This is a genomic window from Chryseobacterium sp. LAM-KRS1, from assembly GCF_013184525.1.
Taxonomy (GTDB): Bacteria; Bacteroidota; Bacteroidia; order Flavobacteriales; family Weeksellaceae; genus Chryseobacterium; species Chryseobacterium proteolyticum.
This window is the reverse complement of record NZ_JAAOIZ010000003.1, coordinates 142760-169151: the sequence shown is the minus strand read 5'-3', so window position 1 is coordinate 169151 and position 26392 is coordinate 142760. Positions and strand designations below refer to the sequence as shown.

General features: G+C 31.6%; 24 protein-coding genes. 20 read left to right on the top strand and 4 right to left on the bottom strand.

Annotation, left to right across the window (positions count from 1 at the left end):
* The first annotated feature begins 154 nt into the window (after positions 1-154).
* The 15 genes from G9C87_RS08255 (at position 155) to G9C87_RS08185 (ending at position 16359) form a co-directional block, all read left to right on the top strand.
* Positions 155-2506, top strand: coding sequence for a GumC family protein (locus G9C87_RS08255; protein ID WP_172280015.1), 2352 nt, complete (start codon positions 155-157; stop codon positions 2504-2506).
* A complete protein-coding gene (locus G9C87_RS08250; RefSeq protein ID WP_172280014.1) occupies positions 2503-3924 on the top strand; it encodes a lipopolysaccharide biosynthesis protein in 1422 nt (473 codons plus the stop codon). The genes G9C87_RS08255 and G9C87_RS08250 overlap by 4 nt, the downstream gene beginning before the upstream one ends.
* On the top strand, positions 3921-4559 hold the full coding sequence (locus tag G9C87_RS08245) for a CatB-related O-acetyltransferase (protein WP_172280013.1): 639 nt from the start codon (positions 3921-3923) through the stop codon (positions 4557-4559). The genes G9C87_RS08250 and G9C87_RS08245 overlap by 4 nt, the downstream gene beginning before the upstream one ends.
* Before the next feature lie 14 nt (positions 4560-4573).
* Entirely contained in the window at positions 4574-5671 is a 1098-nt protein-coding gene (locus G9C87_RS08240; protein ID WP_172280012.1) for an EpsG family protein, read from the top strand.
* Position 5672: 1 nt separating this feature from the next.
* A complete protein-coding gene (locus G9C87_RS08235) occupies positions 5673-6536 on the top strand; it encodes a glycosyltransferase (RefSeq protein ID WP_172280011.1) in 864 nt (287 codons plus the stop codon).
* Between the two features lie 6 nt (positions 6537-6542).
* Positions 6543-7556, top strand: a complete 1014-nt coding sequence (locus tag G9C87_RS08230; RefSeq protein ID WP_172280010.1) for a glycosyltransferase — start codon at positions 6543-6545, stop codon at positions 7554-7556.
* A gap of 276 nt (positions 7557-7832) precedes the next feature.
* Positions 7833-8852, top strand: coding sequence for an NAD-dependent epimerase/dehydratase family protein (locus tag G9C87_RS08225; RefSeq protein ID WP_172280009.1), 1020 nt, complete (start codon positions 7833-7835; stop codon positions 8850-8852).
* Positions 8853-8864: 12 nt separating this feature from the next.
* Positions 8865-9611 (top strand): glycosyltransferase family 2 protein, encoded by a 747-nt coding sequence (locus G9C87_RS08220; protein ID WP_172280008.1) that lies wholly within the window; start codon positions 8865-8867, stop codon positions 9609-9611.
* A 98-nt stretch (positions 9612-9709) separates the two neighbouring features.
* Positions 9710-10657: a sugar transferase gene (locus G9C87_RS08215; RefSeq protein ID WP_172280006.1), complete on the top strand. Its 948-nt coding sequence runs from the start codon at positions 9710-9712 to the stop codon at positions 10655-10657.
* An 82-nt stretch (positions 10658-10739) separates the two neighbouring features.
* Positions 10740-11864: a hypothetical protein gene (locus G9C87_RS08210; RefSeq protein WP_172280004.1), complete on the top strand. Its 1125-nt coding sequence runs from the start codon at positions 10740-10742 to the stop codon at positions 11862-11864.
* 37 nt (positions 11865-11901) lie between these two features.
* Positions 11902-12447 (top strand): dTDP-4-dehydrorhamnose 3,5-epimerase, encoded by a 546-nt coding sequence (rfbC, locus tag G9C87_RS08205; RefSeq protein ID WP_172280002.1) that lies wholly within the window; start codon positions 11902-11904, stop codon positions 12445-12447.
* A 93-nt stretch (positions 12448-12540) separates the two neighbouring features.
* Entirely contained in the window at positions 12541-13842 is a 1302-nt protein-coding gene (gene rimO, locus G9C87_RS08200) for a 30S ribosomal protein S12 methylthiotransferase RimO (RefSeq protein WP_172280000.1), read from the top strand.
* Between the two features lie 410 nt (positions 13843-14252).
* A complete protein-coding gene (locus G9C87_RS08195; RefSeq protein ID WP_172279999.1) occupies positions 14253-14936 on the top strand; it encodes a hypothetical protein in 684 nt (227 codons plus the stop codon).
* A 28-nt stretch (positions 14937-14964) separates the two neighbouring features.
* Complete coding sequence (locus tag G9C87_RS08190) at positions 14965-15657, top strand: hypothetical protein (RefSeq protein ID WP_172279997.1); 693 nt, start codon at positions 14965-14967, stop codon at positions 15655-15657.
* Positions 15658-15987: 330 nt separating this feature from the next.
* Positions 15988-16359 (top strand): septal ring lytic transglycosylase RlpA family protein, encoded by a 372-nt coding sequence (locus G9C87_RS08185; RefSeq protein WP_172279995.1) that lies wholly within the window; start codon positions 15988-15990, stop codon positions 16357-16359.
* 66 nt (positions 16360-16425) lie between these two features.
* Here G9C87_RS08185 and G9C87_RS08180 read toward each other — a convergent pair whose 3' ends face one another.
* The 4 genes from G9C87_RS08180 to G9C87_RS08165 all read right to left on the bottom strand — a co-directional run bounded on the left by G9C87_RS08180 (position 16426) and on the right by G9C87_RS08165 (position 21101).
* Positions 16426-17190, bottom strand: a complete 765-nt coding sequence (locus G9C87_RS08180; RefSeq protein ID WP_172279993.1) for an exodeoxyribonuclease III — start codon at positions 17188-17190, stop codon at positions 16426-16428.
* 87 nt (positions 17191-17277) lie between these two features.
* Positions 17278-17658: an MliC family protein gene (locus G9C87_RS08175; RefSeq protein WP_172279991.1), complete on the bottom strand. Its 381-nt coding sequence runs from the start codon at positions 17656-17658 to the stop codon at positions 17278-17280.
* A 120-nt stretch (positions 17659-17778) separates the two neighbouring features.
* Positions 17779-19323: a bifunctional response regulator/alkaline phosphatase family protein gene (locus tag G9C87_RS08170; protein WP_172279989.1), complete on the bottom strand. Its 1545-nt coding sequence runs from the start codon at positions 19321-19323 to the stop codon at positions 17779-17781.
* A 134-nt stretch (positions 19324-19457) separates the two neighbouring features.
* Positions 19458-21101 (bottom strand): S41 family peptidase, encoded by a 1644-nt coding sequence (locus G9C87_RS08165; RefSeq protein WP_172279987.1) that lies wholly within the window; start codon positions 21099-21101, stop codon positions 19458-19460.
* Positions 21102-21223: 122 nt separating this feature from the next.
* Here G9C87_RS08165 and G9C87_RS08160 point away from each other — a divergent pair, with 122 nt between their 5' ends.
* The 5 genes from G9C87_RS08160 (at position 21224) to efp (ending at position 26332) form a co-directional block, all read left to right on the top strand.
* Positions 21224-22450 (top strand): HD domain-containing protein, encoded by a 1227-nt coding sequence (locus G9C87_RS08160; protein WP_172279985.1) that lies wholly within the window; start codon positions 21224-21226, stop codon positions 22448-22450.
* Positions 22451-22522: 72 nt separating this feature from the next.
* Positions 22523-23554, top strand: coding sequence for a UDP-3-O-(3-hydroxymyristoyl)glucosamine N-acyltransferase (gene lpxD / locus G9C87_RS08155; protein ID WP_172279983.1), 1032 nt, complete (start codon positions 22523-22525; stop codon positions 23552-23554).
* Positions 23547-24944 carry a bifunctional UDP-3-O-[3-hydroxymyristoyl] N-acetylglucosamine deacetylase/3-hydroxyacyl-ACP dehydratase gene (locus G9C87_RS08150; RefSeq protein WP_172279981.1) on the top strand — a complete coding sequence of 466 codons (1398 nt, stop codon included), beginning with the start codon at positions 23547-23549 and terminating at the stop codon, positions 24942-24944. Before lpxD ends, G9C87_RS08150 begins: the two co-directional genes overlap by 8 nt.
* Positions 24945-25733: an acyl-ACP--UDP-N-acetylglucosamine O-acyltransferase gene (lpxA, locus tag G9C87_RS08145; RefSeq protein WP_172279979.1), complete on the top strand. Its 789-nt coding sequence runs from the start codon at positions 24945-24947 to the stop codon at positions 25731-25733. It abuts the gene before it with no gap.
* A 35-nt stretch (positions 25734-25768) separates the two neighbouring features.
* Complete coding sequence (efp, locus tag G9C87_RS08140) at positions 25769-26332, top strand: elongation factor P (protein WP_172279977.1); 564 nt, start codon at positions 25769-25771, stop codon at positions 26330-26332.
* Positions 26333-26392 lie beyond the last annotated feature (60 nt).

Below are 26392 nucleotides of genomic sequence, written 5' to 3'. Positions count from 1 at the left end.
ATAATAACATTTTTTAATTTGATATAACCGAAAAATACTTCTACTACAATATATTTAATAAGTATTAAAAATAAATTATAAAATATTAGATATATTTGCAGACGTTTTAAAATAAGAAAACTTAATCTTCAATTTGATAATATAATCCTTAAAAATGGATAAAAATTACAGTAAGGAAACTGATTTAAAAGATTTTATACTTCCATATATTTATAAATGGAAGTATTTTGCAGTAATTATTGCGCTAATGCTTCTTTTTGCTGTTTATTATATAAAAACTACAGCTCCAGTTTATAAAATTCAAAATTCGGTATTAATAAAAGATGCTAAGAAAATGTCATCGGCCTCCGGTGATTTCGGGGTTTTACAAAGTTTGGGAGCATTGACCAACATGGGAACTAATAGTATCGAAAATGAACTGGAAATTTTTAAATCTAGAACTATTATTGAAGATGTACTTAAGCAGCATAATTTTCAAATAACAGTCTTTGCAAAACAAAAATATTATGATCTGGAGCTATATGGTCAGACTAATCCATATATTTTTAATGTAATTAATGAAAAGGGGGATGGGCAAGATCCTGAGAAGCCTCAGAAGCCAATTGATATTATTGTTAAAGGCAATCAGATAGTGTTGTCCTCAAAGAGCTGGGACAATGACATAAAAGGAACTTTCGGAAGAACTATAAGTCTTCCATTTGCAAATGTGATCATTAATAAAAATCCTTTTTATAAGGCAAAGTCAGAAATAGATATGGAAAGAATATATTTTTCATATAATGATTTTGATAAAATGGTTATTGATTACCGAAGTGCCTTAAAAGTTAGTCTATTAGACAAAGATGCAACTGTTATAGGTCTTTCAGTAGAATTTCCTAATAAGGAAAAAGGACAGGATTTTCTTAATGCTTTGATTCGTCAATATAATAGTTATGCTATAAATGATAAAAATTCTGAATCAAAAAAGACTAAGGACTTTATAGACGAAAGAATATTATTGATTTCAAAAGAGTTGGGAGATGTAGAAACTGAAAAGCAAAAATTTAAATCAAATAATAATATAGTAGATTTAGGCAGTGAGGCAAAAATCAATCTTCAGCTTAAGGAACAGACCAGAGCTAAAGCTTTAGAATTTGATACTCAGCTTGAATTAAACAAAATTTTACAAAACTTTCTTGATCGCAAAAATGTAAGTGAAGTATTACCTTTAAACATAGGGTTAGATAACGAAGCGGCAGCAAAAAATATACAGGAGTATAATTTGCTTGTTATGAAAAGAAATAAGCTTCTGGAAAACGCTACTGAAAATAACTCAGTAGTAAAAGAGCTTGATAAGCAGTTGAATGATTTAAAGGGCGCGTTGAGTGAAGGATTGCGGAAAAATCAGACAACATTGCAAATCGCAAAAAATAATACTTTATCTGAAATGGGTAACTCTGAACATAAAATAAGTCAGATACCGTTTCAGGAAAAGCTTTTTAGAAATATTGAAAGACAACAACAAATTAAAGAAAACTTATATTTATTGCTTTTACAAAAAAGAGAAGAAGCCGCAATTACTATGGCGATAACTGCCGAAAAGGCAAGGGTTATTGATAGAGCATATGTAGATAAAAAGTTGGTGGCCCCTAGAAAAACGATTACTCTTGCTATTGCTTTATTAGGCGGATTTTTATTAGCATTTTCAATTATTTATTTAAAGATTCTTTTTAATAATAAAGTATCTAATAGAAAAGATATTGAAAAAATATCTTCAAGGCCAATTGTATCTGAGATACCGCATGTTGCGAATAAAAAATCTGAAATTATTAAACTTAATGATGTAACCCCTATTGCTGAAGCATTTAGAATTTTAGTTACTAATTTGAAATTTATGCTTCCAAAGTATGATAAAGCTCCGGTAATTATGGTTACTTCATCTGTGAAGGGTGAGGGTAAAACATTTATTAGTGTAAACTTTGCATTGGCACTGGCTTCATCACTTAAAAAAGTAATTGTAATAGGAAGTGATATCAGAAATCCTCAATTACAAAGATATCACCAAGAATCTAAAAATCTAAAAGGGTTAACAGAATATTTGTACGGAGATATTGGTAGGGTAGAAGATATTATTTTTAAAAGTGGATTTAATGAAAACTGTGACTTTATCTATTCAGGAAGTATTCCGCCGAATCCTGTGGATCTTTTACAAAATTCCAGATATGCTGAACTATTAGAACAACTTAAGGAAAAATATGATTATATTGTAATAGATACTGCACCTCTACTATTAGTAACAGATTCTTTTTTAATTGCAGAACATGCAGATGCAACTCTTTATGTCGTTAGATCAGAAGTTAGTAAAAAAGATTTTATAGATTTCGCAAATAAGCAGATTGAGAGTGAAAGTATTAAGAACGTTGCCTTTGTTCTAAATGATATTAATAAAAATAACCTTGGATATTCCAACCAATATGGCTATGGCTACCATAGTGATAAGAAGAAATGGTGGCACTTTAAAAAATGATCTCTAACAATAAACTTTACAAAGGGTTAGTTTGGAGTACAGTAGATAAATTTCTTATTGTAGGGGTACAGATTCTAATTGAAATTGTACTAGCTAGATTTGTAAGTCCAAGAGAATATGGTATTATGGGGATGTTATTGATAATTATATCATTATCCCAGGTATTTGTTGATAGTGGGTTGGGAAGCGCATTGATTTTTAATAAAAATAGAAATGAAAAAGACTTTTCCACAGCCTTTTATGCATCAATAATGATAGGAGTGATTACATATTTATTTATTTTTATATTGGCTCCATATATAGCTACTTTTTTTAAAACTAACATTACACTGTACATAAGAATAATTTCTTTTACTATTATTATTAGTAGTATTTCTGTTATTTATAAAACTAGGCTTAATATAAATCTTGATTTTAAATCACAGGCTAAATTTTCCTTTTTTGCTATTTTTATTTCTGGTATTATTGGAATTGGAATGGCAGTAAGTAATTTTGGATTGTGGTCTTTGATCGCACAGAATATACTGTTTAATCTGTTAACACTCGTTTTTCTAATTATTAACTTAAAATGGTATCCAAAGGAGAAATTTTCATTTCAAACATTTAAAAATCTTTTTCAATACAGTTCAAAATTACTATATGCAGGTATTTTTAATTCTATTTATATTAATTTGAATTCACTTTTTTTAGGGAAATTCTTTCCTGCAAAAGAATTGGGATATTACACAAAAAGTTATCAATTTACAATATTTCCTGCTTCTATTTTTACAAATGTTATTCAGAGAGTTTTGTTTCCCTACTATGTGGGACTTCAAACAGATAAATCAAAACTTTTCCAGAACACTTTACTGTTTAATAAAATAATATTTACAGTGATGATGCCTTTGCTAAGTATAGTCATAATTTATGCACATCAAATTATTATTTTTTCTTTATCCAAGGATTGGGAAAACATGGTATTGCCTTTTCAGATTTTACTTGGTTCAATCATCTTTTATCCGCTTATTGTTCTAAATATGAATGTTTTTCAAGTATTAGGTAAGACAAATAATTTTTTTTGGATAGAGGTTGGAACCAAAGTAATAGGTATTGTAATCCTTTTATTACTATATTCATATGGCATAAATGGTATTTGTCTGGGTATTTTTATTCAATTTTTCATTCAATATATCATTACGTCATATTTTGTCTCTAATATTACCAGACAAAGTTTTTTTAAAAGTCTAAACATTATTTTATATCTTATCTTAGGACTTATAATTCTTTTTGGTGTTTTGCAAATCATGGAAATCAGTAGCTCCTTATTGTTTAATAATATACTACCGATATCAGTTTTTTTAATATTTTATGGTCTTTTTTACTATATCATATTTAGGAGGGAATTAGTTATTGTTTATAGCAAATTTTTAAAGAGATGATTTTTTATATTGTAAAGTTTTTTTTAAAAATTTTTTATGATCCTGTATTATTAGGAATCTATACTTATCGATGGAAGAAAATTAACAAGCATAATTTTACTTATCCTGTTGTTATTTTTCCCTTAGAAAAGGTTCTGGTAGGTAATAATACATATGGACCATTAGAAGTATATAGTTATACTCGGAAAAAAGATGAATTTTTATGTATAGGCTCTTTTTGCTCCATAGCCAAAGGTGTTAAATTTATTCTAGGCGGAAATCATTTTTCTAACTTTATATCGACATATCCATTTAAATCTTTTTTTCTAAATGAAGAAGAAGCTTTTTCTAAAGGTGACATTATTCTGGAAGATGATGTTTGGATAGGAACAGATTGTTTAATTTTATCTGGAGTAAAACTAGGTCAGGGGTGCGTGGTGGCTGCCGGATCTATTGTCACAAAATCTTTTCCTCCATATTCAGTGATTGGCGGAAATCCCGCAAAAATAATTAAAAAAAGATTTAATGATGAGATTATTGAAAAGCTATTGAAATTAGACTTTAATAGTCTTACTGACGATTTTATTAAGAAAAATATTGATATTTTTTATAGTGAAGACATAAATAAAAACCTATCATTACTAAAAAATGTATAAAACAAGAATTTGATTTGGCTATTCTAATTATTTTCACCATTATTTTATTTTATGTAGGACAATTTATTGAGCGACTACCTTCAAGATTTATTGCCTATGTATTTAATAGTCTATTATTTGTAGGCTTGTTATACTGTTTTCTGGATCTTACCTATACTGCAGACTGGGGTATGTATTATTTGTTTTTTAAACGAGAGGAAACTTCTACAGATCCTGTTTTTTATTGGCTCACATTGATTTTTAAGAAAGGTCTGAATTTACAGTATACTGAGCTTTACCAGTTTCATATTTTTCTTATAATTAGTTTGTATTATTTTTTTATTTCCAGATTTACAAAGAATATTTTCTTTATTTTTTTAGCATATCTGATACTTGACAATGTACATTTGGCTAACCAGATCAGATACTATATGGGGTTTCCAATTCTAATGAGTGGTTTTTATTTTCTTTTTTACAAGAAAAAATATATCCTATCAATAATATGCATCATTCTATCAATACTATGCCATTCCGGGCTTTCATTTTTACTTGTTTGTATTCCTGTATATTATTTTGTGCCAGCAAAGAAGTTTTATACTTATATTCTTAGTTTTTCATTACTTGTCTTTCTAGTTACATTTTATATTTATAACTCGACCTTAGGTGAAATTTTAAGTCATTACGGAGGCTATTTTAATGCGGGAAGTAGTTTTCTTGGAGGCCTTTTTAATGCGATTCCTTATATTTTATTTACAGGATTTTTATACTTAGAAACATTTTTTTTATTAAAGAAAAACCCTGAAATTGTAGAAGATCCACAATTTAGGTTTCTCAATAAAATTGCATTTTTTCCAATAATTTTTATACCAGCCTCTTTTCTTATTCAGGTTATAGGACATCGATACGTAATGCCCTTTTCTTTTATATGGATGTTATATTATTATATTTTCTTTATCAAAAATCAGAATCCAAAGGTGAAATTGGGGCGATTTATAATTTTGTGTGGAATTGTGTTTATTAGCGCAATGTTTATTTATATTATTCCTGGTTATTTGTTTCCCGGAAACCACTTTATGGAGGAGTTTTTAGAAATGATAAAATCTTCAGATAACCTTAAAGGCATGATTGATTAGTATGAAAAAAATATCTGTAATTATTGTCACCTACAATTCCTTGAATGATATTGTTAATTGCATCCATTCTGTTTATAGACAAAATGATCTTTTAGATGATGATATAGAAATTATTATTGTTGATAATAGTAAGATAGAAATCTTCATAGAAATGAAAAAGCTTATATCTGATAACTTCTCAAATGTTTTATTGATACATAATCCTTCAAATGGAGGATACGGACAAGGAAATAATGTGGGTATAAGAGTTTCCAAATCTGAAATTGTATGTATTGCAAATCCAGATATTATTATGGAAAAGCCTATGTTTAGTAGAATAATTGAATTATTTAAAATAAATAAAAAACTTGCTGTTGTTGGTGGAAAACAATTTGGTGGCATCAATTTATCTTTTTGGGTTCGTCCTGAATATGAATTTTTTTTATTTACTACCCCAATAATGATATTACTAAATAAATTGAATATATATCTGGAAAAATTTTGTTTTCTTTCTGGAGCATTGTTATTTATAGATAAATCTAAATTTGAAGAAATTGGATTGTTTGATGAAAATATATTTTTATATCGAGAGGAATCTGATATTATAAAACGTTTTATAGATCATAACTTCAAAACACATTTTGAGAATAAACTCATATATAAGCATCTAATAGATGATAGACAGAAAGTTAGTGTAAAGTCATTTGAAGAAGAAATGAAATCTACAAAATTATATTATAAGAAATTTAATTTTATTTTCGAAAAATTTATATTCCAAAGACTGCTTTCCTATTATATATTAAAATATCTTTTTCTCATATCCGGAAAGAAAAATTCCTATCAACAAACGATTCAAACAATTGAGAGATTAAAAAAAATAAAATAAAAAGTAATGATACTGATTGATGCAATATATACTCATCAGACCGGGGGGAAAGTTCTTTTAGATTATCTGGTTTCTGAACTTGAGAAAACTGATGTCAATGTTTTTTATTTGTTTGATGATAGAATATCTAAAAATGCATATCAAATAAAAAAAACGAATAAAATTTTATTTGAAAAATCATCTTTTTTTAAAAGATTTAATTTTTACAGAAAAAATAGAAGCACCTTCACCAAAATCTTTTGTTTTGGAAATGTACCGCCACCAATAAAACTGGAAGCAACAGTTTACACATTTTTTCATCATAGAATTTATTTAGAAATACCAAAAGAGCTTCCATTTAAAACTACTTGTGGATATATTGCTAAAACAATGATTATTAAATTTTTGAAACGGAATACAGATTATTGGATTGTACAGAATAGTAATATAAAGGTAAAATTACATGAGAAATATAATATAAAAGATAGTCAGATTATGAATCTCCCTTTTTATCCGCCTATATCCGGAAATAAAAGCAGTGAGCGTAATAATTTTGGTTACATTTATGTTAGCCATCCTTTCTTACACAAAAATCACTTAAGATTAATTGACGCATTTTGTGAATTTTATGATGCTGAGAAAAAAGGAGAGCTTATATTAACTGTGGATCAATCTTTTCAAGAGCTGTATAAATATATAGAGGATAAAATAGCTTCTAATTATCCTATAAGAAACATTGGATTTATAAAAAGATCGGAATTATACAAATACTACACAGCAAATAGATACTTGATTTTTCCATCTTTAAGTGAAAGTTTCGGACTTGGTATTATTGAAGCTTTGGATTGTGGGTGTGATATTATAGGAGCAGATTTGCCGTATTTATATGAAGTATGTGAACCATCAGTAATTTTTGATCCCAATAGTACTCAGGCTATAAAAGAAGCTTTTGTTAAATCTATTGATTTTCAATCTGTTAAAAAGTCTATTCCTAAGGTTAATGATAAAATTAAAACAGTAATAGAATTATTAACAAAATAACTTTATTTTTATGATTTAAAAAATGTTAGATATCATTTGTTATTCACCTGAATTTTTACAAGATAATAGTTCTTGAATATTAAATGAAGGCTACATAAAAATATTGTAAGAATATGCTCATGTTTATGAAATTATTCTGTGAGTTTTGGTTGTTTTAGTTATTAGGTCTATTTCTATTAAAAAGGGGAAATGTAGATTGGAAATTAAAAGCAAGATATTAATTTTGTAAAAGATTCTAAACGTTTAGAAAAATTAAAATTTAATGTAAGTACAGATATGAAAAAAATTGTTATACTGGGAGGTGGTGGCTTTATTGGTGGGCATTTGGCAAAAAGACTTAAAAGTGAAGGAAATCATATAAGAATTTGTGATATAAAGAGGCATGAATATTTTGATCATTCTGAGATTTGTGATGAATTCATTATTGGAGATCTTACTGATCCTAGTGTTGTACGATTGGTTATTGAGGAAAATGTGGATGAGGTTTACCAATTAGCCGCAGATATGGGAGGAGCATTGTATATTTTTACAGGTGAACATGATGCTGATGTAATGCACAATTCTGCAATGATAAATTTGAATGTTGCAAGAGAGTGCGTTCTAAAGAAAGTTAAGAAGGTTTTTTATTCTTCTTCCGCATGTATGTATCCGGAACATAATCAATTGGATCCAAACAATCCTAATTGTCAGGAGGATTCTGCATATCCTGCTAATCCCGATTCTGAATACGGTTGGGAGAAATTATTCTCAGAAAGACTTTACCTAGCTTATAATAGAAATTATAACCTAAATGTAAGAGTTGCACGGTTTCATAATATTTTCGGACCACAAGGAACTTGGACGGGTGGAAAGGAAAAATCGCCAGCGGCTATGTGTAGAAAAGTAGCAGAAGAAAATGAAAATGGGCAAATTGAGGTATGGGGCGATGGAAAGCAAACAAGATCTTTTCTTTACATCGATGAATGTATTGAAGCTGTCTTAAGACTGATGGAATCGGATTTCTTAGGACCTGTAAATATCGGAAGCGAAGAAATGGTTTCAATTAATGATCTGGCTCAGATTGCCATTGATATATCCCAAAAAAATATAAAAATAAGAAACCTTGACGGGCAAGAGTTTTTTGATAAATATGGATTTAAATGTCCCTTAGGAGTAAAAGGTAGAAATTCTCATAATAAGCTATACAATGAAAAAATTGGTTGGATGGTCTCTCAACCACTAAAAGTTGGAATGGAAAAGACCTACACGTGGATTTCAGAACAGGTTCAGAAAAAGATTTCAGAGTATTCCTTATAAATTAAACATGTTATGAAAATAAGTATCATTACGGTTTGCTGGAATAGTGAAAAATATTTGAGAACAGCAATTGAATCTGTTCTACAACAAACTTATAAAAATATCGAATATATAATTGTAGACGGAGGGTCTACCGATAACACTTTGGAGATTATAAAGTCATATGAACCCCTTTTTGAGGGAAAGATGAGGTGGATAAGTGAGAAAGATAATGGTATTTATGATGCAATGAACAAAGGAATTGAGATGTCGACAGGAGATGTAATAGGATTACTTAATTCTGATGATTTTTATATTTCAGAAAGTTCATTTAAAGAAATTTTAGACTGTTTTGATAAAGAGAAAGTAGATTCTGTGTTTGCTGATTTATACTATGTAAAAGAAAATAACACAGATAAAATTGTCCGAAAATGGAAAACAGGAACACGAAAAGCTTTCAGTAAGGGTTGGCATCCCGCCCATCCGTGTTTTTTTGTTAAAAAGGAGATTTACAAAAGTTTTGGAGCATTTGATTTGAGATATAGAATTGCTGCCGATTTTGAAATTATGCTGAGGTTTTTAGAAAAGCATCAGATCTCATCATTCTACCTTGAGAATTTTATTTTGAAGATGAGATTAGGAGGGGAATCAAATAAAAGTTTATCAAACATTAAAAAAGGGAAACAAGAAATCTTAAATGCCTTTAGGAAACATGATATTAAAGTTCCCTTTTATTATCCATATAAAAGGTGGATTTCGAAGACTTTTCAACATTTATAGTAAAGTCTGAGATTTAAACTTTTTTTGTAAATTCAAATTATGTTGATGTTAATACATGATATAGAAATTTAAAAGTAGATTTGTGAGAAACACGTAGCATGAAAAAATATTTAAATCTTTCCAGTTTTAACGAAAGATATCTTTTTATAAATGTTAGTAATATAACATTAAAAATTTTAGAGGCAGAAAATTTTAAAAAATCTCATAAATCAGTATTTTTTAATTCAGATATTAATCACAGAAGTATTTTTGATTATATTAAAAAATTACACGTAAAAACTATAATTATCGAAACCTCAGATTTAAACCACCTTCCTGAAAAAATTACAAATGAAATTATTGAAGCTAAACTTCAAGGTATAAAAGTTTTTGAAGTTCACGAGTTTTATGAGCGAATTAATGGAAGAATACCTTTAGTAAAACTAAATGCCAATGAGTATTTAGCAGACGATGTATTTTCTATTGGATTAGAGAAAAACGACTTTGTTTTAAAACGTTTTATAGATTTATCTGTTTCTGTACTTTTATTACCATTTGCATTACCTATAATAATTTTTGGTTCTTTATTAGTATTTATCAATTCTCCCGGAAATGTTTTTTTTTCTCAGGAGAGAGTAGGAAAGAATTCTAAAAAGTTCAAAATATATAAACTAAGAACAATGAAGAATGGACATAACGGTGATTATACTAAGAATAATGATGATCGACTTCTTGCTGTAGGAAAATTTCTTAGATCTACAAAGATGGATGAATTACCTCAGCTTTTTAATGTTCTCAATGGTAATATGAGTTTAATTGGACCAAGACCTGAGCAGCAAAAATATGTTGAAGAATCAGTAGCTGAAAACTCTTATTTTGATTTACGTCATTTAGTAAAACCTGGTATTACAGGTTGGGCTCAGGTGAATTTGCCCAAAGCTACTCCTAAGGATAATTTAGAAAAATTGGAGTATGACTTGTACTATATCAAGAATTATTCTCCTTTACTTGACATTAAGATTTTGTTGAGGACGGTTAAGGTCGTTTTGACCTTAAATAGTAACTAATAATCTTAGACAAATGATTAGGAATTTAGTGGTCATAGTATTTTTGTTGGTGTATAACATTGTAATATCTCAAGAGAAAAGGATGCCTATTTTTGCATTTCATGGGGTTCCTCCTGGAGAGTATTCAACTGTAAGTCAATTTTCAACTATGAAACGTGCAGGTATAGATATCTGTTATACACTTTATAATTCCAATCAAGAAGTTAAAACTGCTTTAAATGCTGCTAAAAAAGCGAACGTTAAATTGATCATTAGAGTTTCTTCACTATTTACCGATACAGAAGGTACTTTAAATCTTTTTAAAAATCATCCTGCATTGTATGGCTACTGCATCGGGGATGAACCTAATCCAAGTGATTTTGATAATTTAGCTATCCTTGCAAAAAAAATTAAAAAGATAGATCCTTATCACATAATTTACATTAATTTATTCCCTAATTATGTAGAACCGAAATTACTAAATAATATTACATATAGAGATTATTTAAATACTTTTGTACAGAAAGTACCCGTAAGTTTTCTTTCTTTTGATAATTATCCAATTGTAAAAGATCAGGTGAGAATTGATTGGTATAAAAATTTGGAGGATTTACGAAGTGTTAGCTTGAATAAGGATATTGATTTTTGGGCTTTTGCATGTTCAACAATTCATTATGACTATCGGCAACCTACAGTTTCAGGAATTAAGCTTCAACAATTTGGGAATTTATTATATGGGGCTCAAGGATTACAGTATTTTGCCTATTGGACGCTGAATTATGAAGCCAATTGGAGAAAGGAAAATTATGGATATTCAATAGTTGATGATCGTGGTAATCCTACACCTACTTACAATGTAGTAAAAAGTGTTAATGAGCAAATACAAAGACTCGCATGGGTATTTTCAGGAGCTAAATCTGTCGCTGTTTTTCATACCGGTATTAATATACCAGAAGGAACAAAAAAATTATACTCTGTACCCGAACAATTTAAATTTTTTACAACATACGGAAAAGAGGCTATAGTTTCTATCATGTCTAATGGAAAGAATAAATTCATTATTGTACAAAACAAATCTTTGAGTGAAAATATGCGATTGGAATACCAGCCCAAAATGAGAATTAGAAAAGTAGATAACAATACAGGTAAAAGCATGGAACTGTCCTTATTAAAAAAATATAATGATAGTATTTTACCAGGTGATATCATTGTTTTTGCTTACAACTAATAAAATATTAGATACCTAAATAAGATATATAAACTTTATGAAAATAAAAGAAACCCCACTTAAAGACTGCTACATTATAGAACCTACAGTTTTCGAAGATGATAGAGGTTATTTCTTTGAAAAATATAATGAAAAAAGATTTGAAGAATTGACGGGAATGAATGGACATTTTGTTCAGGATAATATTTCTAAATCATCTTATGGAGTTTTAAGAGGGATACATTTGCAAAAAGGTGAACACGCACAATCAAAATTAGTGTCTTGTCTTGAAGGGAATGTTTGGGACGTTGCAGTGGATCTAAGAGAGGATTCTCCCACTTTTGGAAAATGGTTTGGAATTGAGCTTACAGGAGAAAATAAGCTTCAGTTGTATATACCAAGAGGATTTGGACATGGCTTTTCTGTATTAAGTGACACTGCTGTATTTGCTTACAAATGTGATAATTTCTATAATAAAGAATCGGAAGGTGCAGTGAGATTTAATGATACAGATCTTAATATTGATTGGATGGTTGATGAAAAAGATATGCTTTTATCCGAAAAAGATAAAAATGCTCCCAGCTTTAAAGAAAAAAACTTCTAAACAGTTTACTGAAAACCACTTTATTAAAGTGGTTTTTATTTTTTGATTCAAACTTTTTAATATTTCGTATCTTTGCACACTCAAATCAAAAAGATGCGCACAAAATCTGTAGGTAAAAAGAAAATTAATATCGTAACCCTTGGTTGCTCTAAAAATGTATATGATTCTGAAGTTTTGATGAGTCAGCTTAAAGCGAATGGTAAAGAAGTTGTACATGAAGACAAGGGAGATATTGTGGTCATCAATACCTGTGGTTTCATAGACAATGCAAAAGAAGAATCTATCAATACTATTCTTGATTATGTTGATGCGAAAAACAGGGGAGAGGTGGAGAAAGTTTTCGTTACTGGATGTCTTTCCGAAAGATACAAACCGGATTTAGTTAAGGAAATTCCTGATGTAGATCAGTATTTTGGAACCAGAGATCTTCCGATCTTGTTAAAACATTTAGGTGCGGATTATAAGCACGAGCTGGTAGGTGAAAGATTAACTACAACGCCAAAACATTATGCATATCTTAAAATATCTGAGGGCTGTGATAGGCCGTGCTCTTTTTGTGCGATTCCCCTAATGAGAGGCGGACATGTTTCTACACCAATTGAAAAACTAGTGCGTGAAGCTGAAAAACTAGCTAAAGTTGGAACCAAAGAATTGATCCTTATTGCTCAAGACCTTACATACTATGGATTAGATATTTATAAAAGACGGGCACTTGGAGATCTTTTAAAAGAGCTTGTGAAAGTGGACGGAATCGAGTGGATAAGACTTCATTATGCTTTTCCTAGTGGTTTTCCGGAAGATGTCTTAGATATCATCAGAGAAGAGCCTAAAGTCTGTAATTATATTGATATTCCTCTTCAGCATATAAATTCTGATCTTCTAAAATCAATGAAAAGAGGAACGACTCATGAAAAGACAGATGCCTTACTGGCAAAGTTCAGAGAAAAAGTACCCGATATGGCAATCAGAACTACATTAATCGTTGGATATCCCGGAGAAACGGAGGAAAGATTCCAGGAATTAAAAGATTGGGTAAGAGAGCAAAGATTTGATAGATTAGGTTGCTTTACCTATTCTCATGAAGAAAATACGACCGCTCATGTTCTGGAGGATAATATTCCTCAGGAAGTTAAAGAAGGAAGAGTTGAAGAAATCATGGAGCTCCAATCTCAGATTTCGTGGGAAAAAAACCAGGAAAGAATCGGGGAAGTTTATAAGTGTATTTTTGATAGAAAAGAAGGAAATTATTTTATAGGAAGAACTGAATATGATTCTCCTGATGTAGATAACACTGTTTTAGTTCCTGCTGATAATACCTATATTTCAATTGGAGAATTTGCTATGGTGAAAATAACTTCTGCGGAAGAATTTGACCTGTATGGAGAGTTGATTTAGAAAAAAAATAGATAAAAATAATATTTTCATAAAAAATAATGTAAAGTCTTTAAACTTTACATTATTTTTTTTATAGTTAAAAATATTATTGACTTATTTGTTGTTGATTCTGTTTTTCATCTGATATGCTTTATTTTTTACATGTTGTTAATTATCAATGTTTTATATTGTTGTTTTGTTGCTTTAAATGGGAGCGAAATTGCGTTAATTTGAATTTTTAATTATTTAAACTTAACTTTGCCGGAGTAATAGGTTATACTAAATCTACACCATTAAATCACAAAAATATTGGATTAAGAACAATTTTAGTTGTTATTTTGTGAATAATGAAGTACAGGTTGGGATGTGTGCAAATAAACATCTTGTATAAGATTATTACTGAAAAATAATTAAAAATTCAAAAAACACGTATGAAAAAAAATTTATTGACAGCAGCAATGCTGATCACATTTGTCGTGCTTTCAAAAGCTCAACAAAGAGGAGTTGGTATTAACACGACAAGGCCCGCAGCAACATTGGATGTGGTTGCTAATACTACAGATAATGCTATGGCAGACGCTGTTCTAGTCCCAAGAATGACTGCAAGTGAATTATTGGCCAAGGATAATAATTCGGGAACCTATGGTGCTCCGCAAAACGGTGCTATTATTTATATTACTTCAGGCTCAGGCAATACATCCAGAACAAATAAGATAACAGGTGCCGGTTTTTATTATTTTGACAATTCCGTTCCTGAATGGAAAACTTTAGGAGGAAATGGAGCGTCAACGATGAACTTTCAAATTCAGAAAGGAAGACTTCATTCTACAAATGCTCCTATTGCATGGGCAGATGATGATTACTCAATTGTTACAACTGCTATGGGAAATAGCAGCCAATTATTGTTACCGGCCGCAGCATCATTACCTTTAAATTCAGTGAGATGCGTTTCGGCTAATGGTCCTGGAAATATAGGATGGGATCCGGCTGCGGTTGTTGGTTCAACCAGACCAATTAACAATCTTCCATCAAATATCACAGCAGGAGGTTCGTTTTGTTTTATAACCGTTGATCAAAATGGTACAAAAGTTTGGGGGATCCTATCAGGTAGATAAATAATTTACAACACTAAAATTGAAACAAATGAAGAAAATAATTTATACATTGATAACCACATTTATTGGAGTCTCTTTTAATGCCCAGGTTTTATCAAACGGAGCAATCACTAACCAGTATCCTAATGAAAACATATTTTTGGATGCATCTACAAATAACAATTCAACGCTAAATGACGGAAAAGGATTATTATTTCCCTCAACAGATTTAACGATATTTACTTTTAAGACTGAAAGTCTTGATGGTATTAATTTTCCTTCGGCATATGATGGTATGGTGGTTTATAATACTGCTACAGGAAACACTGTGGCCGGAAATGGAGTTGTAACTGCAGTAACTCCTGGTTTTTATTACTTTTTTAACCCAGGACAATCCACAGATATTTCAGCAGGAAAGTGGTTGCCGATGTCTGAAAAAACCAATATAACAACTTCAGAAACTCCTACCAGGACTTCAATAAATAATTCACAGGTTTATGCTGTAAAAGGGACGTTTGCAGCTACAGGGACATCTACTGCGGTAAATATCCCTTCACCAGATGGAATGAAATCTATATATGGTATTACAATCTATAAGTCGGGTTCAGGGGTAGTTTATTCGAGAGACTTGTATTCCTATACATTGGGAAAAGCAGAGGGAAATGCGGTTACCGGATCTCAAAGTATGTCTGTAGTTTATCCTGCAGGGACCTATGATTATGTATTAGAATATTTAAAATAATAGTATTTACCCTCTTTAAAAAGACCAATGAAATATTTCATTGGTCTTTTTTGTATTAATTTATAGGATGATTCAATTTTTTTATTGTATTGTATATCAGTTGATTATGTATTATTTGTGAATGATGGATGTTATGATTAGTTAATTATGTTAACTTTTAAGGCTTATTTTTAACACTTTTTAACAGGTAGTTCTAAAACCCCTATTTGTAAAGGGTTACAGACGTTGTTAACTTTGAATTGGGTTTTTATTAACAGTTTTTAACATATCGGCTATGGTCTTAAGCAGATTCATGATACATTTGCCAAGTCAAAACCAATAAAATTCAAAATGATGAAAAGATTCATTCTCGTAATCATAATGATGATTTCAGCCTTTGGTATTTATTCTTTCAAGAACAATGCCACAGATGCGAAAAAAACAAGTTATGCATCGTTCTATCACGATAAGTTTAATGGTAGAAAAACAGCAAACGGAGAAATTTTTGATAATTCAAAATTCACCGCTGCAAACAGAACGCTTCCTTTTGGGACTAAAATTAGAGTTACCAATTTAAGCAATGGAAAAGAGGTTACAGTGAGGATAAATGATAGAGGACCTTTCCATTCATCAAGAGCTTTGGATATTTCCAGAGCCGCGTTCGATGAAATCGGAAATACCAATCTTGGTACTATTCCGGTGGAATATGAAATTGTCGATTAAATTTATGATTTATTAAATTTTAAAAGCCAACTGATTGATTCAGTTGGCTTTTTTATTTGAACGTTTTTATACGTCTAATTCCAGCAATGCGGGGCAATGATCCGAATGAACGGCTTCTTTTAAAATAACAGCTCTTGACAGCTTGTCCTTTAAAGCATAAGAGGTAAAGTTATAATCTAATCTCCAGCCTTTATTATTTGCTCTTGAATTTTGCCTGTAGCTCCACCATGTGTAATTATCAGGCTCATTATTAAAAAACCTGAAACTGTCTATCAGTTCACATTCTTCGATGAAATTGGTCATCCATTCACGTTCCATAGGTAAAAAGCCGGAAACATTTTTTAAGCGCACAGGATCATGAATATCAATAGCCTGATGGCAAATATTAAAATCACCTGAAATAATAAGGTTAGGAATTTCTTTTTTAAGGATTTTAATATAATTCAGAAAATCATGGCAAAACTGCATTTTAAAGTCTAATCTTTCAATATTAGATGCAGAAGGGACATATACCGAAATTACGGAATAATCATCAAAATCTGCTCTGATAATCCTTCCTTCATTATCATAGCTTTCAATTCCGCAACCATATTCTACATGATTGGGCTGAGTTTTAGAAGCTATTCCTACGCCACTATATCCTTTTCTTATAGCAGAATGCCAGTAACTATGATAACCAAGTTTTTGAAGACTGTCGATGTCTATCTGATCGTTTCCAGCCTTACTTTCTTGAATACAAATGATATCCGGATCAGCAGTCTTTAGCCAACCCAAAAAATCTTTTGTAAAAGCTGCCCTGATTCCGTTAACATTATAAGTGATTAATTTCATACAAAAAATAAATTTTTTCAAATGTAGGGAAATTAAAAAGTCGGCCCTGAATTTCAAAACCGACTTTTTATCTTATTATAATAGATTTTATTTTTTAAAAACTACTTTTCCATCTTTTGTAAGTTCAATTTCTTCTCCTTTTCCTCTCAATTCATAGTGATCATTCTTATACCAGATTCCAGATGCGGGCTTTTGGCCCTGTAATTCAATCGTTTCTTTGTTGAATACTACTGTTGCTGTGTTTTTGGTGTTATTGAACGTCATTTCCAGTGTTTTTCCACTACTGTCTGTTGAGGTACTTTTTACAATTTCATCCTTACCGGCTGAAACAGCAGCTGAATCAGATGGTTTTGAAGATATTGTATCTACGGTTGCAGTTGTTGCAGTATCTGCAGGAGTTTTTTCCTTATTACATGAGGTTAAAAACAAAGCTGCTATAGCAGCTGTAGCAAAAATGCTTCTTTTCATAATAGTGTATTTAATTATTGTGTATGTATTAGTATACAAAATAGATGCCTTAAAAAAAGGGCGGAAAAAATCAATTGATTTTTTCCGCCCTGAACCCAAAATTAATAAACTATGAAAAAACTACTTGGGTTCTAATATACTAATGGGAATAATACATTCTTCTAATGATATTCCTCCGTGTTGATATGTTTCTTTATAATAGTTGACAAAGTGGTTGTAATTCTTTGGATAAGCCAGGAAGATATTGTTTTTTGCAAAGATATACTTAGAGCTCAGGTTTCCTTTGGGTAAAAATAATTTCTCAGGATTGGTAATAGCCCATACATCCCGGTCATCATAAGTTAAACTTTTACCTGTTTTATAACGGATATTAGTGGAAGTTTCTCTGTCACCTACTACTTTGCTTGGTTTTTTCACATATACCGTTCCATGATCAGTAGTAATCACCAATTTATAACCATTTTCAGCAGCGAGTTTAATGATCTTTAAGATGGATGAATTTTCAAACCAGTTATAAGTTAAAGATCTAAAAGTTTTATCATCCCGAATCAATTGGTCTACAATATGATTATCTGTTTTGGCGTGAGATAGTATATCAATGAAATTATAAACAATCACCAATAAATCATTATTTTTGTGTTGATTAAAATCATCATAGATCTTTCTCTCGAAATCTGCATTCAATACTTTTAAGTATTTCATTGATTTTGAACCAAGGCCAATTCTTTTCATCTGATCCTCAAGAAAGTCACGTTCAAATTCGTTTTTATTTCCGTCTTCATTATCGTTAAACCATTTATCTGGGAAACGTTTTTCTATTTCAGATGGTAATAGGCCTGCAAAGAATGAATTTCTTGCATACTGAGTAGCTGTAGGAAGAATACTGTAATAATAATCTTCAGACACTTTATTATAATACTTTGTAAATAGAGGCTCAACTACTTTCCATTGATCATATCTTAGATTATCTATCATAAGAAGAAGAACCTTACTTTTTTCTACCTCAGGTTTTACTTTATCTTTGAAAAGGGTATGGCTCATCGATGGTTTATCGCTTCCGCTTAACCACTCTTCGTAATTATTTTCAATAAACTTTGCAAACTGAATGTTGGCTTCTTCTTTCTGAGATTGTAGAAGATCTGCAAATTCATTATCAGTTACCTTATCAAATTTAATTTCCCAGTTTAGAATTTTCTTATAATATTCCGCCCATTCCTGATAAGATTTTAAATAAGAAAGTTCCATCGAAAGATTTCTGAATTCCTGTTGGTATTGCAAAATGGTTTTTTGTTCAACCAGATTATCTTCCTGAAGATTTTTTTTCAATGATAAAAGAATCTGATTCGGATTAACGGGCTTTAGTATGTAGTCGGCAATCTGTGAACCTATTGCTTCCTCCATAATATGCTCTTCCTCACTTTTAGTAACCATTACTATCTTTAAGGAATTGTCTTTTTCTTTGATCATAGGAATTGCTTCCAAACCTGAGATCCCGGGCATATTTTCATCGATCAGTGTCAATGCAAATTTCTCAGAATCGATAAGCTCCAGTGCTTCATTCACATTATTAACAGGAGTTACCTGGTAGCCTTTTTTTTCTAAAAATACGATATGAGGTTTGAGTAAATCTATTTCATCATCTATCCATAATATTTTTTCGGACATAATATATATTTTTTACATGGTTATAGTATCAAAAGTGCGACCAAATCATTATAAAATCTGTCAAAATGAACAGATAAAAAGTTAAATTATAGTTAAATGGAAACTCCCTCTACTACTTATTTTAAGGATTACATCTAGCGGCCGGTTTTTAAATACTCCAGGGCTCTTTCCAAAGCCTCATCTTTTCCTGTTTTTATTCCTTTTAAAGTTGGTCTGACAATGATGTCAGGAATAATTCCGATTCTCTGTGTTTCCCTTTGATCAGGATAATAGGCACCAAGGCCGCTAAAGCTGGTTTCCAGACCTGCAATTTTAAACCGGATAACATCTCCGTTGGCTCCGGAAGTATGACTTCCGATGATTTTTGCTTTAGGATGCTGTTTGAACATCATGGTTGTTGTTTCGGCCTGGCTTTGGGTGTTTTCATCTACCAAAACTACTACATTTCCTTTATAGTATTGATCATTATTTCTTCCGATGCTGTTTTTTCTGATATAAAATAATCCCGGATAGGTCGTTTCCGGAAATGTAAATTCATAGTATATACTTGTTTTAGGCAGAATTAATAGACTTAAAGGTCTTATTGTTTGTTTGGGATAATTTCTAAGATCAAAAATAATAGATTCGGTAGTTTTTAAATTTTGGTACATTTCATCCAGATCTTCTCTTTCAATAATTCCCATGTTGACAATTCCAATCTTTTTTTCCTCATCATAAAATTGCCATTTCCGGGAAGCAATTTTCTTTTCATATACGATATCCTTTAATAGATATGTTTTTGCTTTAAGTGCAATATTTTGTCCTTCTCTTTCTACTTTGACTTCGATACTGTCTGAATTCGAAAATAGAAAAAGATTTTTTACTTTTTTAATTTTTCCCCAGGTATTTGAGGCCGGAATATATTTTGAAAAGCTGTTAACCATTTGAGAGATCGTTTTACCGTTGATATCATAAATAATATCTCCCGGCTTTAAGACAGATTCTTCATTATATTGATTGGAATTGATTTTAGTGACAATAAGTTTCCCTTCTGCGTAAGAGTATTCAACAGGAATTCTCCTTCGCCCATATTGGTTGATACTAATGAGTGGTGAAAATAAAAAAGCATGAGAATCATCAGTCTTTGTTACCAACTCTGCCAATGTTAAATGATAATTGACATCGTTGTCTATCATCAGAAATTTAGGAATCATTTCTGTTAATACATCATCCCACTTCTGATTTGTTTCATATTTATAAGGAAAGAAATATTCCACAAAATTCCAATATCTGAAAAGCTCCAGGAGTGCAATCTTTTTAGAAATGAATTTGGAACCCGTTGAATCATCATTACGGAAAAATATTTTTCTGCCCCCTTTCCCAAAATAATAAGGGGTACCTACATATCTGTTTTCTTCAATAAATTGTAGCCTGTTGGTGATACTTTCAATAAATATATTGTTGTCTTTTATCCAGTCCAGATTAAAATTTTTACGAAAATAGACCTTGGTGTTGGTCAGTTTACAGGAATTACACTTTTCAACAGCACCAAGGCTATCAAGCCATTGAGTATACAAGATATTCAGCTGGCTTTTATCTTGAATGCCGTCTAGCTCATCTATCTTTTGGAGCAATTGCTGATCCCAATTGAATGTACCGTTAGCAACATGAGGATGATAGTATTTTAAGAAACCCCATATTTTACATAGAGATTCCAGTTTTTGAACTTGAGAGATGGTTTGAGCGGAAAAGATATTTATACTGATAAACAGTAGTACAACAATTGAAAACGCCCTCATAAATTATTCGTCAATTATAATTTCAAAGATAAAGATCTCTACATTATGGTGGGTTATTCTTGAAATCAAAACCTAAGATTAAATTTCCCTAACTTTGTTAGCTTAATACTTCAGTTTTTCAAATGCAGAATAAGCTAAAAATTATCAACGATCCTGTTCATGGATTTATTAAAATCCCACATGAAATCTTATTTGATGTTATTGAGCATCCTTATTTTCAGAGGTTGAGGAGAATTTCACAGACAGGACTTCTTAATCTTATTTTTCCGGGAGCAACCCACACCAGATTTCATCATGCTATTGGAGCGATGCATCTTATGTTTACTGCTCTTGAAACTTTAAAGCAAAAGGGCGTAAAAATATCTGATGAAGAAGAAAAAGGAGCTATGTTAGCAATTTTAATGCATGATATAGGACATGGGCCATTTTCTCACGCATTGGAAAGCATGCTGATGGATGACTGGCATCATGAAAACCTTTCATTATTATTAATGAACAGGCTTAATGAAAAGTTTGAAGGTCAGCTTACGGTAGCAATTGAAATGTTTCAGGGTAAATATCACAGGAAGTTTTTTAATCAGCTGATCTCATCTCAGTTGGATGTTGACCGTCTGGATTATTTAAAAAGAGATAGCTTTTTCACGGGAGTATCTGAAGGAAACATCAATACACAAAGGATCATTTCTATGATGAATGTTTGTGAAGAGGGAGAATTGGTGATTGATGCAAAAGGAATTTATTCTATTGAAAACTTTTTGACTGCCAGAATGTTTATGTATTGGCAGGTTTATTATCACAAAACATCAGCATTAGCAGAATTTATTTTGGTGAAAATTCTGGAAAGGGCCAAATATCTGGTTTCCCAGGGAATCGATTTGCCGGCCACTGAAAACCTGAAATACTTTTTATATAGAGGAAAAAGTGCCGCAACCAATGAAGATATTGAAAGGTTTACCCAGCTTGATGATAATGACGTAATCCAGGCGATGAAGCTATGGCAGAATTCCGATGACTTTATATTGTCTTACTGGTGCAAGAGTGTGATTAAAAGAGATCTTCCTAAAACCATTATTTCATCACATCCATTTGATAAAGAATTTGTTGAGGAAAAAATAAAAAATACGAACGAGTTTTTTGGAATTGATAATGGGGAAGAATTAGTTCACGAAATTAAGAGAAAACTTTTGCCATACAATACCAAAATGCAACCCATCTATTTGTTACAGAAAAATGGTGAGAAAATAAGACTCGATGAGTCTGAAGACCAGCTTTTATCGGGATTGATCGTTAATAAGACGACACGATATATTTTAACATTTCCAAGAGATTTTTCCAAAATAAATTCTTAAAGAATATTAAAATTATCGATCCGAAAACTAAAAAATGTTTACGAATTATAGAATTTCTTATCTTTGCAGAATATGGAATTTACAGCTTCGCAAATTGCAAGTTTTATTGACGGGAAAATAATAGGTGACGAAAATGCACTTATTAATGGCGTTTCACCAATTGAAAATGGAGAATCGGGACATCTTTCTTTTATAGCTCAGGACCGGTTTTCTCATTATTTGGATACTTCCAAGTGTTCAGTAATTATTGCTTCAGAAAAACTTCTTGTAAAAGATAGTTATACTCCTACTATTATTGCCGTAAAAGATGCATATCTTTCCTTTCAGGTTCTTATGAATCTGTATCAGGAAATGCAGGGAAAAAAAGAAGGAATCGAAGACGGAGCATCTATTCACGATACTGCTGTAATAGCAGATAAAGTATATATTGGAGCATTTACCTATGTTTCAGAAAAAGCCAAAATCGGAGAGGGAACACAAATCTATCCACAAGTATACATCGGAAAAGGTGTTAAAATTGGAAAGAACTGCAAAATAGATAGCGGAGCAAGGATCTATGATTATTGTGTTATTGGGGATAATTGTGTTATCCATTCCAATACGGTAGTCGGGGGAGATGGATTTGGTTTTCAGCCAACAGCAGAAGGATTTAAAAAAATTCCACAACTTGGAAACGTTATTATTGAAGATGATGTGGAAATTGGGTCAAACTGTAGTATAGACAGGGCTACCATTGGATCTACCATTATTGGAAAAGGAACAAAAATAGATAACCTGATTCAGATTGCGCATAACGTTAAGATTGGTCAGAATAATGTAATTGCAGCCCAGGCCGGAATTGCAGGCTCTACAACGATCGGAGACTGGAACCAGATTGGAGGACAGGTAGGTGTAGTTGGTCATATTAAGATCGGCAATCAGGTGAAAATCCAGGCTCAGAGTGGAGTGAACTCCAGTGTAGGTGATAAAGAAACTTTATACGGTTCACCTGCAATCAGTTATAATGACTATTTGAGAAATTATGTTCATTTCAGGAATTTTACTGAAATCGTAGGAAGAATAAATAATCTTGAGAATACCTCAAAAGATAATACTAATGAGTGATATGCAAAAAACACTTCAGCAAGAGGTAACTCTTTCTGGAATTGGCCTTCATACTGGTAAAGAAGTAAAACTTACCATTAAACCTGCTAAAGAAAATACAGGTTTTGTTTTTGTAAGAACCGATTTAGAGGGGCACCCTCAGGTTGAAGCAGATGTTAACTATGTTGTAGCAACAGAAAGAGGGACAACCTTAGAAAAGCTAGGCGTTAAAATTAACACATGCGAGCATCTTCTTGCAGCTTTAGTAGGCTGCGATGTCGATAACGCTATATTGGAGATGGATGCTTCAGAACCTCCTATTATGGATGGATCTTCAAAGTTTTTTGTTGAAGCTATCGAAAGTGTAGGGGTAGTTGAGCAGGCCATTGCCCGAGAATACCTTGTGGTAAAAGAAGTTCTTAGCTATACAGACCCTGCAACGGGTTCTGAGATTACCATTATTCCATCAGATAACTACGAAATTACAACGATGGTAGATTTTGGAACTAAAGTATTAGGTACCCAAAATGCTACACTTAAAAATATCTCTGAGTTTAAAGAGGAAATTTCATCAGCAAGAACATTCAGTTTCTTACATGAATTGGAAATGCTTTTAGATCATGGTCTTATTAAAGGAGGTGATATTTCTAATGCAATTGTTTACGTTGATAAGGATTTAACTCCGGATACCACAGAAAAACTAAAAAAAGCATTTGGTAAAGACAATGTTTCTATCAGACCAAATGGTATTCTTGATAACCTTACTTTAAATTATCCTAATGAGGCAGCAAGACATAAGTTACTTGATGTAATTGGTGATCTGGCTTTAGCTGGTGTTAAAATAAAAGGTAAAGTTATCGCAAATAAACCAGGACATTTCGTGAATACTCAATTTGCAAAAAAACTGAATCGTCAGTGGAAACTGCAAAAAAAGAAAAATGTGCCTGATTTTGATCTTACAAAAGAACCGGTTTTTGATATCAACGGAATCATGAAACTGATGCCTCACAGACCTCCGTTCTTATTGATCGATAAGGTTCTGGAGCTTTCAGATTCTCACGTAGTAGGTTTGAAAAACGTTACAATGAATGAACCATTCTTTGTTGGGCATTTTCCAAAAGAACCTGTGATGCCGGGGGTTTTGCAAGTAGAAGCTTTAGCTCAGACCGGAGGAATTTTGGTTCTTGCAAGTGTTCCGGATCCTGAAAACTATTCTACTTATTTCATTAAAATGGATAAAGTAAAATTCAAAAGAAAAGTAGTTCCTGGAGATACGATGATTTTCAAAATTGAATTGATAGAGCCGATCAGAAGAGGTATCGTTCATATGCAGGGATACGGATATGTAGGAGATACAGTGGCTGTAGAAGCCGAATTAATGGCTCAAGTTGCAAAAAATAAAGTTGATTAAATGGTTCATCAATTAGCTGCCGTAGATAAACGTGCAAAAATCAGCAAGAACGTAATCGTAGAACCTTTTACTACTATTGCAGGGGACGTGGAAATTGGAGAAGGAAGCTGGATAGGTCCCAATGTTACCATTATGGATGGAGCTAGAATAGGGAAGAATTGCAGGATTTTTCCGGGAACTGTAATTTCTGCGATTCCGCAGGATTTAAAGTTTGATGGTGAAGATACTCAGGTAATTATCGGTGACGAGACTACAATCAGAGAGTGTGTTACCGTAAACAGGGGTACTAAAGCTCTAGGCTATACCAAAATAGGTAAAAACTGTCTGATTATGGCTACTTCTCATATTGCACACGATTGTGTAATTGGAGATCATGTTATCATAGTAAACGGTTGCGGTATTGCCGGTCACGTAGAAATAGGTGACTATACGGTAATGGGAGGACTAAGTGCTGTTCATCAGTTTGGGAAAATAGGAAAACATGTAATGATCTCTGGGGGTACATTGGTAAGAAAAGATATTCCTCCTTACGTAAAAGTTGCGAGAGAACCGATGTCTTATGCAGGGATCAATTCAGTAGGTTTAAGAAGAAGAGGATTCACAAATGAGAAAATTTTTGAGATCCAAAAGATCTACAGAGCTATTTTCCAGATGAAGATGAATGTGTCTCAGGCAATTAGTCATATTGAAAAAGAAATGCTACCAACGGCTGAAAGAGATGAAATCCTTCAGTTTATACAAAACTCTCCAAGAGGTATCGTAAAAGGTTATGGTACTGGAAAAGAGTAACTCATTTAAAAATAAAAAGATAATATAAAAAATTAATGGCAACAAGTAACGATATCAGAAAGGGACTTTGCATTGAATATAGCAATGATATTTTCAAGGTAATTGAATTTCTTCACGTAAAACCAGGAAAAGGACCTGCTTTTGTTAGAACCAAATTAAAATCTGTAACTAATGGAAAAGTAATTGATAATACTTTTTCAGCGGGACATAAAATAGATGAAGTAAAAGTAATTACCAGAAAATTCCAGTATCTTTATGATGATGAGAATGGATTCCACTTCATGAACAATGATGACTTTTCCCAGTTGTATATCAATAAGGAAATGATTGAAAACGCTCAGTTTATGAAAGCTGGTGAAGAAGTTACAATTATCCTGAAAGAAGCTGATGAAACTCCTCTTTCTGCTGAACTTCCACAATCTGTATTTTTAGACGTAATTGAAGCAGATCCGGGAGTGAAAGGGAATACTGCTACGAATGCTCTTAAGAATGCAATCGTTGAAACAGGAGCAAGAGTAATGGTTCCACTGTTTATTGAGCCGGGAGACAAAATCAAAGTAAATACTGAAGACGGTACTTATTTAGAAAGAGTAAAATAACAATATAATCTACATAAATTCGGTCTGCACCTGCAGTCCGAATTTTATTTTATAATAAGA